Source organism: Streptomyces sp. NPDC004065 (assembly GCF_044903565.1).
Taxonomy (GTDB): domain Bacteria; phylum Actinomycetota; class Actinomycetes; order Streptomycetales; family Streptomycetaceae; genus Streptomyces.
Genome location: NZ_JBJDQT010000020.1, coordinates 95,267 through 112,329, shown reverse-complemented (window position 1 = coordinate 112,329; position 17,063 = coordinate 95,267). Strand labels below are relative to the sequence as shown.

At 70.4% G+C, this 17,063-nt stretch carries 10 protein-coding genes and 1 pseudogene; 5 read left to right on the top strand and 6 right to left on the bottom strand.

Annotated elements, in window-relative coordinates:
• Window positions 1–41: 41 nt before the first annotated feature.
• The gene (locus ACI2LW_RS21495; RefSeq protein WP_404732804.1) at window positions 42–998 is read right to left on the bottom strand and encodes a hypothetical protein; all 957 of its coding nucleotides are present in this window, start codon (window positions 996–998) and stop codon (window positions 42–44) included.
• Between the two features lie 181 nt (window positions 999–1,179).
• Here ACI2LW_RS21495 and ACI2LW_RS21490 point away from each other — a divergent pair, with 181 nt between their 5' ends.
• Entirely contained in the window at window positions 1,180–1,623 is a 444-nt protein-coding gene (locus ACI2LW_RS21490) for a hypothetical protein (protein WP_404732803.1), read from the top strand.
• A gap of 5 nt (window positions 1,624–1,628) precedes the next feature.
• Here ACI2LW_RS21490 and ACI2LW_RS21485 read toward each other — a convergent pair whose 3' ends face one another.
• Window positions 1,629–2,054 carry an ATP-binding protein gene (locus tag ACI2LW_RS21485; protein ID WP_404732802.1) on the bottom strand — a complete coding sequence of 142 codons (426 nt, stop codon included), beginning with the start codon at window positions 2,052–2,054 and terminating at the stop codon, window positions 1,629–1,631.
• Window positions 2,055–2,278: 224 nt separating this feature from the next.
• Between ACI2LW_RS21485 and ACI2LW_RS21480 the strand changes: the two genes are divergently transcribed.
• The 4 genes from ACI2LW_RS21480 to ACI2LW_RS21465 all read left to right on the top strand — a co-directional run bounded on the left by ACI2LW_RS21480 (window position 2,279) and on the right by ACI2LW_RS21465 (window position 3,879).
• The gene (locus tag ACI2LW_RS21480) at window positions 2,279–3,130 is read left to right on the top strand and encodes a helix-turn-helix domain-containing protein (protein ID WP_404732801.1); all 852 of its coding nucleotides are present in this window, start codon (window positions 2,279–2,281) and stop codon (window positions 3,128–3,130) included.
• Window positions 3,131–3,134: 4 nt separating this feature from the next.
• Complete coding sequence (locus ACI2LW_RS21475) at window positions 3,135–3,332, top strand: DUF397 domain-containing protein (RefSeq protein ID WP_404732800.1); 198 nt, start codon at window positions 3,135–3,137, stop codon at window positions 3,330–3,332.
• Window positions 3,333–3,415: 83 nt separating this feature from the next.
• A complete protein-coding gene (locus ACI2LW_RS21470; protein ID WP_404732799.1) occupies window positions 3,416–3,604 on the top strand; it encodes a DUF397 domain-containing protein in 189 nt (62 codons plus the stop codon).
• A gap of 83 nt (window positions 3,605–3,687) precedes the next feature.
• Window positions 3,688–3,879 (top strand): DUF397 domain-containing protein, encoded by a 192-nt coding sequence (locus ACI2LW_RS21465; protein WP_404732798.1) that lies wholly within the window; start codon window positions 3,688–3,690, stop codon window positions 3,877–3,879.
• Between the two features lie 38 nt (window positions 3,880–3,917).
• On the opposite strand, the gene ACI2LW_RS21460 is transcribed toward ACI2LW_RS21465, so the two are convergent.
• The 4 genes and pseudogenes from ACI2LW_RS21460 to ACI2LW_RS21445 all read right to left on the bottom strand — a co-directional run.
• Window positions 3,918–4,589 carry a hypothetical protein gene (locus ACI2LW_RS21460; RefSeq protein ID WP_404732797.1) on the bottom strand — a complete coding sequence of 224 codons (672 nt, stop codon included), beginning with the start codon at window positions 4,587–4,589 and terminating at the stop codon, window positions 3,918–3,920.
• A 51-nt stretch (window positions 4,590–4,640) separates the two neighbouring features.
• The gene (locus ACI2LW_RS21455; RefSeq protein ID WP_404732796.1) at window positions 4,641–5,135 is read right to left on the bottom strand and encodes a DUF4265 domain-containing protein; all 495 of its coding nucleotides are present in this window, start codon (window positions 5,133–5,135) and stop codon (window positions 4,641–4,643) included.
• Window positions 5,136–5,205: 70 nt separating this feature from the next.
• The gene (locus ACI2LW_RS21450; RefSeq protein ID WP_404732795.1) at window positions 5,206–16,191 is read right to left on the bottom strand and encodes a LamG-like jellyroll fold domain-containing protein; all 10,986 of its coding nucleotides are present in this window, start codon (window positions 16,189–16,191) and stop codon (window positions 5,206–5,208) included.
• Window positions 16,192–16,525: 334 nt separating this feature from the next.
• Window positions 16,526–16,948 (bottom strand): annotated as a pseudogene (locus ACI2LW_RS21445) (HNH endonuclease family protein); the annotation flags it as partial.
• Window positions 16,949–17,063 lie beyond the last annotated feature (115 nt).

Genomic DNA, 17,063 nt, shown 5'->3' with positions numbered 1-17,063 from the left:
GTCGGTCCCTGTTCGGCATGGGTGGTCTCTGGGCCTCTGGCTCAGCCTCTGGCGAGGGCGGTGTCGCGGTGGCGGATGTAGGTCTCGGCGGCGTCCCCGCCCAGTTCGCGCCAGGGGTACGGGGAGGCGAGGTTGCCCAGCGCGCGGAAGCAGGCGGCGGCGCGCGGCATGTCCCCCATGAGGGAGAACAGCGCGGCGAAGTAGCCCTGGGCGGTGACCCAGCCGTAGTCGCGCCGGAAGCCCGGGTGGAACACGGACCGCTCGGCGGCCTCGACGAGTTCGGCGCGCACGTGGTCCTGACGCAGGTACCGCTCGCGCTCCTGCCCGCGCAGGGCGAGCCGGTGCTCCATGTGCGCCTCGGCCACCAGACCTCCGCTCAGGGCCCCTTCGGGGGCGGCCAGCATGCACTCCCGGGCGAAGCCGTGCGCCGCCTCCCAGCTGCCGCCCCACTTGGGGCACAGCTGCTGGAGAAGTCGTCCCTGGGCGCCGTAGTGGTGCGGGTGGTGCTTGGCCAGCCGGTCGTAGCGGCGGCGTGCCTCGTTCTGCCCGAGCTGGAGCCCCATGGCCGTGGTGAGCCGCTCCGCCCAGGCCGCGTCGAACTCCGGGTCGAGCGCGGTGGCCCGGATCAGCAGCTGCTCGGCCTGGCGCAGATGCGCGTGCAGCCCGGCGAACTGCTCAGGGCTGACGTGCTGTGCGCGGGCCGTGGTCCGGATCTCCCAGCCGATCCGCACCTCGCGGGCGCCGAGGGCGGTGAGGGCGAGCACGTCGTGGGGCGCGGCGGCGACGACGCCGCGCAGCCACTCCTCCACCCCGGTCACCTCCGCCAACTCCCGGACGGCGAAGCTGCGGTCCGTCCCGTGCGGCAGGCCGTCGACGTAGTTCCGGATCGCCGCCCAGTCCCGCGCCGCTGCGGCCTGCCGCAGCCAGGCGGCCTCGGGGAAGGCGGAGGCGGTCTCGAAGTCCGGGGGCGGCAGGGAGGAGGCGGGAGCGCGCGACATGCGGCGCATCGTAAGGCAGGCCGACGAGACCGCCGGCAGTCGGGAGCAGGTGGCGCCGACCAGGGAATAACACGACTTCCGCTTGACCGTACGCGAACCAGTTGGACATCTGGCGTTCACCTTGCGTCCATACCGTCCGCACGCCCGCCCCTCCCCAATCCCCAGATCACGGAGCCCCCGCATGGCCCTCAACTCCCGCCGCGCCAGACAGCTTCTGGACACGGCCGCCCCGCTGCTGCTCCAGGGCGAGCAGGTGCAGATGACCTCCCTGGCCGGCGTGGGCTCGGTCTCCGTCCGCAAGCAGGCGCTCACGGCGGCCGTGGTCGGCGTGCTGAGCGCGGGCACGGTCATGGCGACGGTCACCCCGCGCCCGCTGTACCTGGTCCTGACCGACCAGCGGATCCTCTTCTTCGACGGCAACCGCGGCGGCAGGCCCGGCCCGCTCGTCCTGAACCTGCCCCGCCCCTACGTCTCCGCGGGCGGCTCCAAGAAGGCGTTCCTCGGCCTGCAGTACGTCACCCACCTGTCCGTGGCCGGCCAGGAGGGCGCGCTCAAGGTCACCTTCCCGGTCCAGCACCGCGCGGACGGACCGCGCTTCGTCTCCGCCCTGCCGGTCACGCGCTGACCCGCTCAGGCGGCGGCGAGCTCGCACCAGACGACCTTGCCCCGGTTGCCCTCCCTGGCGAGCGGCTGCCATCCCCACAGGTCGGCACACGCCCGGACGAGCCCGAGGCCTCTCCCTTCCTCCAGATCGCCGGCCTGCTCCAACGGCACCGGCGGCTCCGGCGGGGCGGGGTCGGCGTCCCACGCCCCGATCCGCAGCACCCCCGCCGCCCAGCGCACCCGCAGCGCGGCGGGCCCCTTGGTGTGCCGCACGGCGTTGGACACCAGCTCGGCCGCGAGCAGCTCGGCGACGTCGACGAGCCGGATCAGCCCGTGCATGGTGAGGATCAGGCGGAGGGTGCGCCGGCTGATGGTGACGGCGCGGGGGTCGTTGGGGATGTGGAGGGAGTACTCCCAGGGGTCGGTGGGGGCGCTCCGGCCGGTTTCGGGCATGGGTGAACTCCGTTCGGGCGAAGGTGTGGCGAGGGCTCGGGGGCGGTGGCCTGCCGCAGCCGTCGTGGCATGACGGAGCGGTGCGCTTCCGGGGTCCCGGGGTATCGCAGTGTGTGCGTCGCGTGACTGACGGTAGGGGTTACAGTTTCGGTCGAGCAAGTCGGTCGCGTAATCTGCCCCCGAACGAGACGCACCCACCGGCGCGTTGCATCGAGGGGCTGTCAATGACGACAAGGCGCGAACCAACCGCACGACAGATGCGCCTGGCGGTAGAACTGCGCAGACTCCGCAGCTCGGCAGGACTCACCGCCCGCGAGGCGGCATCGCTGCTCGGAGTGAGCCACGTCCAGATCAGCCATATCGAGTCCGGACTCACGGGCGTGAGCGAGGAGCGGCTCCGCCAGATCGCGGCCCACTACGCCTGTACCGACGAGGCGTTGATCCAGACGCTGGTCGCCATGGCGACTGATCGCACCCGCGGCTGGTGGGAACAATACCGAGGTCGGCTGCCTACGGCCTACCTCGACCTGTCCGAGCTGGAGCACCATGCCGGCTACCGATGGGACGTGGATTTCCTGCACATCCCAGGGCTTCTCCAGACCGAGGACTACGCACGCGCGCTCTTCTCCTATGTGAACCCGGAGTTCCCGAAGCCGGAGGTGGAACTTCGCGTGGAACACCGGATGAGGCGGAAAGCCGTCATCGAGCGCCCCCGCCCGGCCCCGTACGAGGCCGTCATCCATGAGGCAGCACTGCGTATCCGAGTGGGTGACCGTGGCGCGGCACGAACCCAGCTCGGCCGCGTCCTGGAACTCTCCGAAGCTCGCCACGTCACCGTACGCGTCATCCCGTTCGAGCTGGACGGTTTCGCCGGAGCAGGAAGCGCCATGGTGTACGCGGGCGGCCCCATCCCGAAGCTGGACACCGTGGTGCGCGACGGCCCCCACGGCACCGTGTTCATCGACGCGGAGGCCCAACTGTGCCGCTTCCGAACACTTTTCCGTAGGCTGGAAGCCGCGTCGCTCGAACCCGAACGTTCCCGCGACTTCATCCACAAGCTGGCGAAGGAACTATGAGGCGATGACCAACCACGGAACCTGGCAGAAGTCGTCCTACTCCGGCGGCGGCGAGGGCAATGCCTGCGTGGAGATCGCGCACCGTCCCGCCCGCATAGCCGTCCGCGACTCCAAGGCCCCGGCCAGGGCCACCCTCACCTTCCCGCCCGGAGCGTTCGGGGCCTTCCTGGAAGCCCTCAAGCGGACCCCCGCCCCACGCTGACGACCACCGCCTGAGGTGGAGGCCGCACCACTCCAACCCGATCAGTCGCGTGACTTCATCAACAGTCCAGCGAAGGAGCTGTGATGGACACCTGGCGGAAGTCCTCGTACTCCGGCGGCGGCGACGGCAACAACTGCGTGGAGATCGCGAACTCCCCCGCCCGCATGGCCGTCCGCGACTCCAAGGCGCTGGCCAGGGGCACCCTCACCTTCCCGGCCGGAGCGTTCGGGGCCTTCCTGGAAGCGCTCAAGCGGACCCCCGCCCCACGCTGACCACCGCCGCCCGAGGTGGAGGCCGCACCACTCCAACCCGATCAGTCGCGTGACTTCATCAACAGTCCAGCGAAGGAGCTGTGATGGACACCTGGCGGAAGTCCTCGTACTCCGGCGGCGGCGAGGGCAATGCCTGCGTCGAGATCGCGCACCGCCCCGCCCGCACAGCCGTCCGCGACTCCAAGGCGCCGGCCGGGGCCACCCTCACCTTCCCGCCCGGAGCGTTCGGCGCCTTCCTCGAAGCCCTCAAGCAGCGGTCCTCCGTCCCACGCTGACTGCCACCGCCCGTGCGTCTCACAGGGCGGCCCCCTGATCAGTCCTCCGGGAACAATCGCAGGACGGACAGCATTTCGCCGCTGTACTCGTCGCAGATTTCCAGCAGCCGCCGGCCCGTCTCCGAGGAGAGCAGGCCGTCACTGTCCGGCGCGGTCAGGATGGCGTCGTGGCAGGCGCGTTCGACGTCCAGGTTCCGGGTTCCGAAATACCTCAGGCCATAGCCGCGGAGCTGGTCGTCGACGCCGGCCAAGTAGGCATCCCGCTGGTCTTCGCCGGCGACCTCGACGGACGAGTTCTCCATGAATCCGTCGAGGTAGTCCGCCAGTTCCCGCGCCAGGTAGATCAGCGTCTCCGTCTGGGTCTCGCTCATCTCGCCGAGAGCCTCGCCCAGCATGAGCCATCCGTTGACGGCTTCCAGCTGGAAGCTCTCGGCGAATCCCGGCTCGATCTCCGACTCGAACAGCGGAGCGCTCGTGAGCCGGCCGACGGCCTGCAGAAACTCCTCGTCGGCCGCTCCGTCCAGTCGCTCCCCGCCCCGGCGGATCAGGGCGTCGAGCGCGGCGGGGTCGATGCCCCAGTCCGCCGGCATCTCCATGCCCAGCAAGGGCGCCCGCAGCCTGCGCAGGGCCAGGTACACGGCCTGATGGCGCTGCTGCCGGTCCATGGCACCGATCCGCGCCGACAGAGTCGCGTCGTCATGCCAGTCCACGTGGCTCACCCCTGTACGCGCCAGGCCTCCAGCGGACGGAGTTCTCCCGGCTCAGTCGTTCCGCTGTCCACGGAACGGCTCGGAATCCCCCCACTCCCAGAACGCGGTGCCCGCGTCGATTTCGTGCTGAACGGCCCGGAACAGGGGGCTGGGATCCGACGATTCGGGGATGTCGACCGCGACGTGGCGGTCGCCGCTCCACTCACTGAGAAAGCCACCGGACCGGACGGCACTTTTCAACGCCTGGCGGGAGTCGTCATTCGGGCGTGGTTCTACGAAGAACACCCGGAGAACCCGTCGCCCGGATCGCTCGGCGACCCTCTCCACGACCCGCGAGTCACGCAGTTCCACGACATCTCCGAGGGCCATCCCATACACACGGAACGGGATGCAGGCGACCTCGTAGCCGCCGTCGGCGCGGGTCGAGAGCCAGACCTGTTCGCACATGCCGTCGAAGCCGAACGGCTCCAGATCCACCATGGCGATGTAGTTCTCCGCACCCCGGCCCACTGGATCTTCGTGGGTGATGTACGTGATCTCGCTCATCCCGGCATTCTCCTCGTTCTCGGCGGCCACAAACACACGGCCCGCCGCAGCCTGCGGCGGGCCGTTTTCGCTATGGAATTGTTCTCGGCGTGGGAACCGTCGCCTTCATGTGGGCCGGCCACCACGTGGGCGGCCACTGACCCGAGTAACTGGGCGGCGGGTTCAGCGGTGCCACACGGTCCCTCTTGGAACTGTTGCAGAAGGTACACGCCGGGATGGTGTTGGGGTCCGTCAGGTCGCCACCGTTGATCCTCGGCTCGACGTGGTCGATCGCCTGCGCCGGGTTGGTCCGGCAGTACGAGCACAGCGGAGTGGGAAGTGCCGGATCCGCCTGCTTGCCGACGTTGTAGTCCTTCAGCAGCGACTTGGGGATGCCCTTGTAGGCGCCTGGACCGCCACTCGATCCCGCGGGGATGTTGTAGATCGGCTCACCACCGGGCCCGCACACGTGAGGTATGGGCTTGTTGATGTTGTGGACGAGGACCGGCGTGTTCCCGGCTTCCACGTAGTACGTGTGAAGGGTGCCGATCGTCAGGTCGTACGTCGTGGTGTTCGCGTGGTACAGGCGGACACCAGTGACCTCGGTGGTGCCGGTCGGCGTCTGGAGGATGTCGCCCGGCTCGAGGTCCTTCGCCTCGACGAAGGCCGAGCGGGTCTCGTCGTAGAAGGGGTGGTGGAAGGTCGTCGTCAGGTGTGTGTCCGGGGCGTCGGCCTTCGTGGCCTGCGCCGACGGCACGTTCCCGACCGCCGCCACCGGAGCCGTCACCGGCCGGTGCGCGTCGCCGTGGCCGTGGCCGCCCGTCAGGGCACCCAGCACCGCCGCCGAGGCCGCCAGGCCGAACGCCGCCTTGCGGGCCGCCTTCCTGGCGACCGACCTGGCCGCGGCCTTCGCACCTGCCTTCGCGCCTGCCTTCGCGCCTGCCTTCGCCGGCTTCTTCCCTTCCGGCATGGCCGTGTCCTTGACCGTGAGGTCCACGAAGTCGTGGTCCGTGCGGGTCACGATCACGTCGGTGACCTTGTTCGCCTCGGTGCCTGTCACACCCGGCACCGCGTTGGAGATGCTGTCGCCGACCTTGACCTGGTCGATGGCCTTCGCCGTGCCGTCGGCCATCAGCACCCGGGTCGACCCGGTGAAGCTGTGCGGGACCCGGCAGCTCGGCCCGGACTCCCCGGCGGTACCGCCCGGTCCGTCCTCCGAGTGCGACTGGCTCCTTGTGCCCGCCCCCTCCGACTCCGCCCGCGACGCCGCCGCCTCCGTGGCGTCCCTCGCCGCGGTTTCCTCGGCGTCCGTGGCGCCCTTGCCGAACAGGCCGCCGACGACCTTCATGGCCTTCGGCGCGACCTTCGCCAGGAGCTTGCCGCCCAGGCTGCCCAGGGCGCCGCCCACGGCGCCCGCGACCGCGCCCGTCACCGCCGAGCCCGCGAAGGCGCCCACGCTGCAGTCGCCGCCGCCGTTCTCCGCGCACTTGAAGCCCTGCTCGACCAGGGCGCCCGCCGCGCCCGCGGCCGCCGCGCAGCCGATGGAGCCGACGCCGGCCGTCACCGCCTCGCAGCCCGCGAACACCGCCGTGGAGACCACGAAGGAGGTGATCGCCGCCGCGTGGTGCTTGACGTACTTGGCCGCCGACTTCGCCGCCTTGACCGTGGCGTGGTACGCCGTGCGCGCCGCGTGGGCCACCGCGTGCGCGGCCTTCTTCACCGTGTGGGCGACCTTGTGCGCCGCCTTCTTCACCGCGTGGACCACACGGTGCACCGCGTGCGAGACCTTGTGGTAGGCCGAGTGGACCGCGTGGACGACCCGGTGATACGCGCGTCTGACGTGTCTGGCCGCGTAGTGGTACACGCGCCGCACCACCCGCACGGTGGCGTGGTAGTAGTCCCGCACCTTGTGCACGACCTTGTGGGCCGCGTGCTTGACCGCGTGGACGACCTTCTTCGCGGCGTGCTTGACCGCGTGGTAGACCTTGTGGGCTACGTGCTTGACGGCCTTCTTCGCATGGTGGACGACCTTCTTCGCGCCGCACACCACGTCGTACCAGGAGCAGTTGCCCGACTCGTCGGTGCCGGCCAGCGGGTTGTCGTCGACGTAGGCGAACGGGTTGGCCGCCACCGAGTTGGGCACCGCGTCCAGCGAGATGCTGTCCTTGTTCAGGAACTGCCCCGTGCCCGGGTCGTACCAGCGTGAGGCCGTGCCCACGTTGCCCGTGCCGGGCTCCGTCCAGCCCGACTGGAAGCCCAGGTGGCCGGTGACCGTGTTGGCCGGCGAGACCACCTTGCCCAGCGGGTCGTAGGACACCGAGCCCGCCAGCGACGTGGCGCCGGAGGTGAAGGTGCCGACGACGTCGTTGTGCTGGTCGGTCAGGGCCAGCACCTTGCTGCCGCCGCCCGCGTCGATGCCGACGACACCGCCCGCCGGGTCGTAGGTGTAGGTGCTGTCGCCGTCCGAGGCGATCGTGTTGTCCGCGCCCGAGTAGGCGAAGGCGCGGGTGGAGTTCGCCCCCGTGTCGCGGTCGGAGACGTTCCGGCCGAGCGCGTCCAGCGTGTACGACTGCTGCCCGGCGACGATCTGCCCGCCGAAGGCGTCCGTGCGGTACGTCACCGTGCCGCCGGCCGTCGACGACTCCTGCGTCATGGTGCCGCGCGCGGAGTAGTCGTAGGTGTGCACCCCGTCCGAGGTCAGCTCGTCCCGCTCGTCGTAGGTGTAGACGTCCGAGCCGTTGCGGACGCGGTTGCCGGAGGCGTCGTAGGCGTACGCCGTGGTCTTCGAGCCGTCGTTCCACGACGTGAGGCGGTTGGCCCAGTCGTAGGTGTACGTGTTGGCCGACGCGCCCGAGACGCCCGTCGTCGTCTTCGACGTCAGGTTGCCGTTGCTGTCGTAGCCGTAGGCGAAGCTCGCCAGCGTCGAGGCGCCCTGCACCAGGACGTCGCTGACCAGCTCGTGCGCGCTGTTGTAGCCGAAGGTGCGGGTCTGGCCCGTCGCGCCGTACTTGACCGTCTTCGGCTGGTTCAGCTGGTCGTAGGTGTACGTCAGCTGCTGGCCCGTGGCCGCGTCGTTCAGGGAGGACAGCCGGCCGGCCGTGTCGTAGCCGTACGTCGTCGTGCCGGCCGCGTCCGTGCGGGACGTCATCCGGCCGTCGTCGTCGTAGGCGAAGCCGGAGGTGCCCGCCGAGCCCGACGCGGTCAGCAGGTCGCTGCGGTCGTCGTAGGTGAACTGCTCGTGCGTGGCGTCCTGGTGGTCCACCGCCCCGGCGATGCCCGCCGCGTCGGTGTCCGCCGACGTGACCCGGCCGGCCGCGTCGTAGCCGAAGCTCCGGCTGGCGGTCGCCGCGTCGGCGCCCGCGCCGGACATCGTCTTCAGCTGGCCGTTGACGTCGTAGGTCATCGCCGTCGTGACCCCGCCGGGCAGGGTCACGTTCGTCATCCGGCCGTCGGCGTCGTAGGCGAAGGTCGTCGTGGAGTCGGCCGCCGAGGTGTACTTGGCGGTGGTCGGCTCGATCACCTTCTCCTGCTGGCCCCACGGCGTGTACGTGTAGCGCCAGGAGTTGCCGCGGCCGTCGGTGAAGCGGGTCCGGTTGCCGGACGCGTCGTAGCCGAAGGTCGTGGTGATCGACGTGGCGGCGTCGACCGGCTGGATCTCCTGCGTGATGGTGCCCGCCGCGTCGTAGGTGAAGCGGCTGGTGTGACCACGCGCGTCCGTGGCGGCGGTCAGGTTGCCGACGCCGTCGTAACTCTGCGAGGTCTCCCACAGCTTGGTGCCGCTCGCGTCGTAGGACCGGGTGGCCGTCGGGTCGCCGTCGGCATTGAAGTCGGTCGTGGTGTAGGTGCCGTCCGCCAGGGTCGTCCTGGAGACGTTGCCCTCGAAGTCGTAGGCGTAGCGGGTGGTGTTTCCGGCGCCGTCGGTGACGGAGGTGATGTCACCGGCCCGGTTGTAGGCGTACGTCGTCCGCACGCCGCCGGGCGAGGTCGTCGACGACGCGTGCGCGCCGTACGGGTTGCCGGACGTGACCGCGTAGGACGTGGTGGCCGTCAGGGTCCGCGTCGACGGGAAGCGCTCCAGCGTCGTCTGCGTGAGCTGCCGGCCCAGGAAGTCGTACGTGGCCTGGGTCTGCGCGCCGGTCGGGTCCGTCGCCGACAGCTGGTCGCCGTTCGGGTCGTACGTGGCGTGCGTCTTCGTGCCGTCGGGGGCGGTGCTCTGGACGAGGTTGCCCAGCTGGTCGTACAGGTACGAGGTGGTCCTGCCGCCGGGCGTGGTGACGGCGGTCTGGTTGCCCTCGCTGTCGTAGGTGTAGACGGTGGTGCCCGCGTTGGGCGTCGAGGCGCCCGCCGGGGTGTAGGGCGGCAGGGTCTCGGAGACCTTGTTGCCCTCCGCGTCGTACGCCGTCGTGGTGACCAGGCCCCTCGGGTCCTGCTCCTCGACGGCCTCGCCGAAGGTGTTGAAGCCGCTGGTGGTGACCGGGCGGACGGTGGCCGCGGTGGTGCCGTCCGGTTCGGCCTGGACGGCGGGGGCGGTGGTGACCGCGAGGTTGCCCGCCTCGTCGTAGGAGTACTCGGTGGTGTGCTGCTCGGCGTCCGTCATGGACGTGGGCAGGCCCCGCTTGTCGTACGTCCACCTCGTGGTCTGCTCGTCGGAGGAGCCGACCGTGCCGCCGTCGCGGCCCTTGCCGTACAGCGAGGAGATCTCGGCGGCGGACAGGGCCCGCTGATAGGCCTGCGCGTCGGTCACCGAGCCGGCGAACCAGTCGGTGTAGGTGTCGGACCACTGGGTGCGGCCGATCTGCATCGGCCCGGTCGCGTTCCACGCCGTGGTGTACGGGGCGGCGCCCTGCAGCTGTCCGTCGACGTAGAGCCTGATCTCCTGCTTGGTGGCGTCGTAGACGCCGGTGAGCAGGGCCCACGCGCCGGTCGTCGGCGGGGCGGTGGCGGCGACCTTCTGGTACGTCCAGGAGCCGCCCACCGGGGCGTCCTGGTCGACCGCCCGCAGGGCCCAGGTGCCCGAGGCGCTCTCGTAGCCCAGGTAGAACGGGCTGCGGTGGGTGCCGTCCTGGCTGAGCAGGGTGGTGGTGTGCGTCGGGATGCTGTCGAGCTTCGCCCACGCCGAGACCGTGTAGGAGCTGCTGGTGTCCAGCACGGGGCCGTTGGTGGACAGATGGCTGCTGGTGCCGTTGAGCGTGGCGGCGCCGCCGCTCCAGGTGACGTCGGTGGCGGTGGCGGTGTTGCCGGTGCCGGAGGCGTCGGTGACGTTGGTGCCGGAGGTCTGGTTCAGCTTCCACCAGGCGGCCGGGTGACCGGAGGCGTCCCCGTACAGCGTCTCGCTGAGCAGGTTGCCCATGTCGTCGTAGGTGTTGGTGGTGGTGCGGTCGTAGCCCGAGGCGTCGCGGTCGGTCTCGGTGGCGACCTGGTCGTCGGGCGTGTACGACAGGGTGGTCACCCGGTCCACGCCGGTCGGGTCCAGCTCGCTGGAGGTGGTCCGGGAGGCGGCGTCGACGGTGTACTTGGTGACGGTCTCGCCGTTGTCGGTGGTGGACTGCAGCAGGTTGCCGGCCGCGTCGTAGGTGTCCGACTCCAGCACATAGGTGCTGTTGCCGTCGGCGCTGGTCCGCTTCACCGTGGCCGTCAGGCCGTCGTCGGTGTACGTGTACGACGTGGTGTTGCCCATCGCGTCGGTGATGGACGCGAGCCGCCCGGCCGGGTCGTAGGCCCGGGAGGACTCGATGAGCAGGGACGGCGACTGCGGATCGGTCGGGTCGCCGGTGTACATGACGCCCTGGGTGAGCAGGTTGCCGTTGTCGTCGTAGGTGTACCGGGTCTCGGTGCCGGCGCTGGTGACCTCCTTGGTCTTGTTGCCGGAGGTGTCGTACGTGTACGTCGTGGTGTTGCCGTTGCTCGCGCCCTCGGCCGCGTTGGCGTCGGACTCGGTCAGCACGTGGTCGTAGACGTCGTAGGTCCACGTCTGCGTGCGCGACCGGTCGCCGCCGCTCGCGTCGGAGACCGTCTGCGAGGTGGTGTTGCCGTCCTCGTCGTAGACCGTGCTGGTGACGGCGGCGTGGGTGGCGCCGGTGACGCGGTCGGTGAGCTGCGGGTCGTGCTCCTCGACGACCTGCCCGGCGGCGTCGTACCGGTACGTCGTCACCAGGCCGTCCGGGTAGGTGTCGGAGACGACCTTCTGGCTGGTGACCTGGCCCAGGCCGTCGTAGGTGTACCGGGTGACCAGGCCGATGGCGTCGGTGGTGGAGGCCACGTCGCCGTTCGTGAAGTACGACACCCGGTTGACCGCGCCGCCGGGGCTGACGGTCTTCACCGGCAGGCCCTTGGGCACCACGCCGCCGTCGGCGGACGGGTAGGCGCTGGTGCCGTCGCTGTACTCGGTCGTGGTGGTGCGGCCGTCGGGGAAGCCGGGCACCGCCGGACCGGTGATCGCGGTCTGGTTGCCCGCCGTGTCGTAGGTGTACGACGTCAGATAGGTGGGGTCGGTCGCGGACGACGAGCGGCCGTCGCGCTCGGTCAGCAGCTGGTCGTTGCGCGGGTCCGCGGTGGTCAGCTGGGGCGTGGTGTCGTCGGGGTAGTACGTGTAGTACTCGGTGTTGCACTTGTGCGCGGCCTGGTCCTGGCAGGACGTGGAGGAGACCACGTTGCCGCGGACGTCGTGACCGGTGACGGTCATCGCCCCGTCGGGGTCGGTGACGGTGTGCTCGAACCCGGCGGTGTCGTAGCCGAAGCTGGTCCGGTTGCCCAGGCCGTCGGTCTCCGTCAGGGCGCGGTTGCCGTGCTCGACGTCGTAGGTGTACGTCAGCGTGGCATTGGCCGGCGAGGTGACCTTCACCGTCTCCACCGGCAGCAGCCCCGCGGAGTTCTTCGCCGCCTGGAACTGCTCGGTGACGTCCGCGGCGGACAGCTCGGAGCGGTAGAGGGCCACCTCGGCGAGCGAGCCCTTGAAGTAGGTGGCGTACCCGGTGTCGTCGGAGGTGTTGTGGTGTGCCTCGTCGGGCCAGTGGCCCCCGAGGTAGCCGGCGCCGACGTAGGTGTACGGCTGGTTCACCATGGCCGCCGCGCCGCTCTGGGTGCCCACCAGGGCGCCGTCCAGGTACAGCGACTGGCTGCTCGCCGAGGTGGACAGCACCACGTGGTGCCACTTGTTGTCGGTGACGGCGGAGGCGGAGGCGAGCGGTTTGACGGAGCCGCCGGAGAAGTAGTACTCGCCGTACAGCTTGCCGCTGCTGCCGATGTAGAGCAGCGGGGTGTACGCGGTCGCGGTGGTGCCGCCCGTCAGCGGTTCCCGTGACGCGGCGAGCAGGACGCCGTTCGCCGTGGAGGTCTTGAACCACATGCTCGCCGACTCGGCGCCCGAGCCGGGCACCGAGCCGTTGGGCAGGGTCACCGAGGACGCCGTCCCGTTGAACGTGGCGGCCTTGGCGTCGGTGAAGGGGCCGGAGGCGCCGAGGGTGACGGAGCCGTAGGTGCCGTCGCCGCCGCGCACCTGGTCCACGGCGGTCGCCGCGCCCGCGGCCTCGCCGAGGCGGAAGTACTCCGCCGGCGCCCCGCCGAGCACGGCTCCCCGGTAGGTGTCGCTGGAGCCGGCGACGGTGGGCGCGCCCAGCTTCCACACGCCGCCGTTCTCGTCGGTGAGCTGGGTCAGCGTGGTGCTGTCCGAGTCGTACGACATCGCCGCGAAGGTCTTGCCGGACGGCCGGGTGATGGTGCTCAGCAGGCTGGTGCCGTGGGTGCCGTACGTGTACAGCGCGTTGACGTCGGCGGCGACCAGCGGGCGGCCGTACCAGGCGGCGTCGGCGATGGAGCCGTTGAAGTAGGTGGCGTAGCCGTCCGGCTCGGACGTCGAGTGGTGCGGCTCGTCGGGCCAGTCACCGCCGAGGAAGCCGGTGCCGAGGTAGTTGAACGACTGGTTCTTGCCGAAGGCGGTCGCGCTCTTGATCGAGACGGTGCCGCTGCGCGAGCCGACCTTGGCCTTGTCCAGGTACAGCGTCTGGGAGTTGCCCGCGGCCGAGAGCACCACGTGGTGCCACTTGCCGTCCGCGACGGACGTGGCGGACACGATCGGGTTGACGCCGCCGCTGTACCAGAACTCGGCGTTCAGCTTGCCGTCGGTGCCGACGTAGATGGACGGGGTGTAGAAGCCGGCGGCCTGCCCGGAGCCGATCGGCTGGGAGGCGTAGGAGTACAGCACGCCGGGGCCCTGCGAGGTCTTGAACCACAGGGATATCGCGCCGGAGTCGGTGTCGTTGCCGAGGTTCTTGGGCAGCGCGATGTCGGAGTTCGTGCCGTTGAACGTGGCGGCCTTGGCGGTGGAGCCGGTCAGCGGGCCGGCCGTCTGGCCGAGGGTGACGTTCTCGTAGGTGGCGTTCGTCGTGCCCTCGTTGGCGAGGACCGCGTCCTTCGCCGTGGTGCCGGAGGTTTCCGACAGCGGCCAGAAGGTGTGCGGGTCCAGGTCGAGCGCCGCGTTGCGGTAGCCGGAACCTGAGGTGTAGCCGTAGACCGTGCACTTGGTGTCCGACAGCGGCGAGCACACCTTGGTCAGCTGGTCGCCGGTGTAGCCGTAGGTCCAGGTCTGGGCGGTGCTCGCGTCGCCGGGGGTGACCGGGTCGGTGACGACGGCGCTCACGTGGGCGGCCTGGGCGCCCGAGGGGGTCTGCCAGGTCAGCGACAGGGAGCGGCCGGAGACGGCGGAGGCCATCTTGGTGATGTGGCCGCCGGTCCAGGTGAGGTTCACCGACCGGCCGTTGGCGTCGGTCACCGCGGTCAGGCCGTAGCCGCCGGAGCCCAGGGACTGGGTGAAGGTGTAGACGGTGTCGTCCTTGTCGGTCAGCGTGTAGCCGCCGGTGACCGCCTTGAAGGTGGCGAAGCGTCCGCTGCCGGGGGTGAAGGTGCCGTCGCTGTTCCTGCCGTAGCCGACCTGCGAGCCGTCCGGGTAGGTGACGGCCACGCTGGAGACGGCGCCCGAGGCCGTGTACTGCTCGGTGGCCCGGGAGTCGAAGATGCTCGACCAGCCGGCGCCGAACGCGCCCGTCCAGCGCGGGTCGCGGGAGTTGTAGTCGCGTTCGACGTCCAGGGACGGGCCGACGGTGGAGATCGAGGCGTCGGTGTCGGAGGTGGTGTAGTTGCCGATGGCCGCGTCGAAGCCGTGGTCGCTGCTGTTCTGCGACAGCCCGGAGGTGATCACGGGCTGGGGGACCTGCACGGACAGCGAGTACAGCTCGGCCGGGGAGTACAGCTTGGTGGTCGCGTCGTACGCCTGGACGGCCCAGGTGTAGGACTTGCCCCAGGCGAGCTTGCCGGCGGGCACGGTCCAGTCTCCGGTGGGCTGGAGCCCGGAGTCGGCGATCTTGGTGGTGCCGGAGGCGTCGAAGACCTGGAAGAGGTACTGGTTGGTGCTGCCGCTGGTGGAGTTGGCGCCGCCCGCCCAGGCGGTCAGCTCCGGCTGGGTGGTGCCCACGACCGCGTTGTCCTGCGGGAACTGCTCGTAGAGCTGCGGCGCGGTGTTGCCGGTGTAGGTGACCTCGATCCACGGGCCCTTGCCCGGGTCGTTGAAGGAGCCGAACTGCTTCCAGTGCAGGGCGTCGGAGGTGGCGGCGTACACCGCCAGTCCGTGGTCGGCGGTGGTGCCGTTGAACCAGCCCTGGATCGCGGAGGTGGACAGCGGGACGGTCACCCAGTCGCCGACGGTGCGGTCGGCGGCGGTGTTGGCGCACGCGTGGGGCACGCTCGGGGTGGCGTTGCCGATGGAGGAGCCCTTGGCGGGGCCCGGGTAGGAGGTGACGGACTCGGGGGTCCAGGAGCCGGTCACCAGGGCGACGTCGAAGCGCTCCGCCGTGCAGGTGGAGGCCCAGGTGTCGAACAGGTGCAGGGTCGCGGCGGTGACGGTGGCGTTGCTGCCGTCCCAGGCGGTGTCCCAGTGGTTGACGAAGCCGATCGCCGAGTGGGTGCCGGAGTCGTAGGAGCCGGCCTTGATGGTCTGCTCGTAGGAGTGGTCGACGTTGTTGCCGGTGCCGGACTCGGCGTAGGTGGTGGTCCAGCCGTCGGAGACGGTCGGGTCGACGGTGACCGGGAAGAGGCGGCGGGCGTCGTGCAGCCAGCCGCTGTCCAGGGTCACTTTCAGCGCGTAGCCGTCCTTGGAGCGGACCAGTTCGGTGGTGACGTCGTGGGTGGTGGCCGGGTCGCCGGAGCGGCGGTCGACGTTGGAGTCGTAGGCGTAGGCCGGGGGGATGCGCTCGACGGTCCGGCCCGCGCCGTCGCGCAGGTCGATCCAGCCGTTGCCGCGCTGGACGGGGGTGAGGCCCTTGAGGGTGAGGGGGAAGGTCCAGGAGCTGCCGGCGGCCGCGGAGTGCAGGACCACCGACTCCTTCACACCGGTGGCGGTGGGCGTCACCGTCAGGTCGGTGGCGTCGAGGACGTCCGCGTAGGTGACGGTGGAGCCGTGCGCGGTGCCCTTGACGGGGGCGGCGCCCCGGAGCGAGTAGGCGGCCCGGTGCCGCGCGTCGGTCGCGAGGGAGGCGAGGGCGGGGTCGGTGGCCTCGGCGGCGAAGTCGACCGCGACGGAGTTGGCCTTCTCGTGCCAGCGGCCGTCCGGTCCGGCCCGCACATCCACGTCGATCGGCGCCCACCGGCCCTTTTTGACCTGGTAGTTGACGGGGGTGGGCGATATCCGGCGGGTGGTGGAGCCGTCGGCGTTGACGTAGACCGTCTCGTTGCGGGTGGACTTGGCGGCGTCGCGCTTGCTGGTCCTGGCGTCGAAGGCGCCGCCCCGGCTCCGGCCGTGCTTCACGGCGCTGTGGTGCGGGTGGTAGGCGGCGAGCTCGCCGCGGCCCTTGCCGGGGGCGTGGCCCGCGCCGCGGTGCGCGGCGGTGGCGTCGGCGGAGACGTGGTGACGGTGCCCGGCGGCCGTGCCGGACCGCTGGTGCGGCACCCGGTCCCAGTGGGAGCCGGTGAACCAGGAGGCGATCGAGGCCATGCTCATGCTGGGCAGTTCGACCCGGCCGAGCTCCAGCCCCCCGGCGAGGGCCTGGTCCGTCGTCAGCATCAGCGCCAGCGCGGTGAGCACCACCACGGAGACGGAGCGCCGTGCACGGCGGGTGAAGCGTACGGGCCGCGTGGCGCGCGGGGGACGCGCGCGGCGCGGGCGGCGGCTGAGCGGCCACAGAGGCACGGATTCGACTCCAGCGATCAGGAACGGCACAGAAACGCGCCGATCCTGCCCGCTGTGAACATCCTGTGGACAGATTCAAGGAGTGATCTTGTGCAGTCCTTGACCACCCCTTGCTCAACCTGACCGATTTACCGCCGGGCATCCCATTGCGGCTTGTGCGCGCCTTTGCCTCGCCGTCATGTACAGAACATCAAAACTTGATCTGATGGTTACTCATCTCGGAGGGACGGTAAGGCTATTGGCCGCACTGCTCCAGCATCGCCCGCTTGTCCGCGGCCGTGACCGGCAGGTCGTACTTCAGTGAGACCTGCGCGAAGCGCACCGCGTAGGAGCAGCGGATCCGCTTGCTCGGGGGCAGCCAGGCGGCCGGGCCGGAGTCGCCCTTGGCGCCGTTGGTGGGGCCGTCCACCGGGATCAGGTTGAGCGGGTCGTTGGCTATGTCCTGGCGCTTGCCCTCGGGCCAGTGCGAGGCGCCCATCTGCCAGTCGTAGGACAGCGGCATGACGTGGTCGATCTGCACCTTCGCGGCGTGGGCCTTGGTCCACTCGATCGTCCGGCCGGTGTACGGGTCGTGCAGCGTCATGGAGACCACGACGCAGCGGGAGCCGGAGCGGAAGCGGACCTTCTCCCCGTCGCGTTGGAGGAGGTCGTTGCGCGTTATCTGTACCCCCCTCCAGAGCGCGATGCATATGAGGCACAGCCGTAACCCATTCCCGTCCCTCTCTGTTATCCGTCATGCCATGAGGCACATGAGACACCGGAGACAGGAAGCA

Excerpts from the sequence above, each read along its gene's own strand:
- ACI2LW_RS21495 (WP_404732804.1), bottom strand. The coding sequence starts at position 998 with ATGTCGCGCGCTCCCGCCTCCTCCCTGCCGCCCCCGGACTTCGAGACC.
- ACI2LW_RS21490 (WP_404732803.1), top strand. The coding sequence starts at position 1,180 with ATGGCCCTCAACTCCCGCCGCGCCAGACAGCTTCTGGACACGGCCGCC.
- ACI2LW_RS21485 (WP_404732802.1), bottom strand. The coding sequence starts at position 2,054 with ATGCCCGAAACCGGCCGGAGCGCCCCCACCGACCCCTGGGAGTACTCC.
- ACI2LW_RS21480 (WP_404732801.1), top strand. The coding sequence starts at position 2,279 with ATGACGACAAGGCGCGAACCAACCGCACGACAGATGCGCCTGGCGGTA.
- ACI2LW_RS21475 (WP_404732800.1), top strand. The coding sequence starts at position 3,135 with ATGACCAACCACGGAACCTGGCAGAAGTCGTCCTACTCCGGCGGCGGC.
- ACI2LW_RS21470 (WP_404732799.1), top strand. The coding sequence starts at position 3,416 with ATGGACACCTGGCGGAAGTCCTCGTACTCCGGCGGCGGCGACGGCAAC.
- ACI2LW_RS21465 (WP_404732798.1), top strand. The coding sequence starts at position 3,688 with ATGGACACCTGGCGGAAGTCCTCGTACTCCGGCGGCGGCGAGGGCAAT.
- ACI2LW_RS21455 (WP_404732796.1), bottom strand. The coding sequence starts at position 5,135 with ATGAGCGAGATCACGTACATCACCCACGAAGATCCAGTGGGCCGGGGT.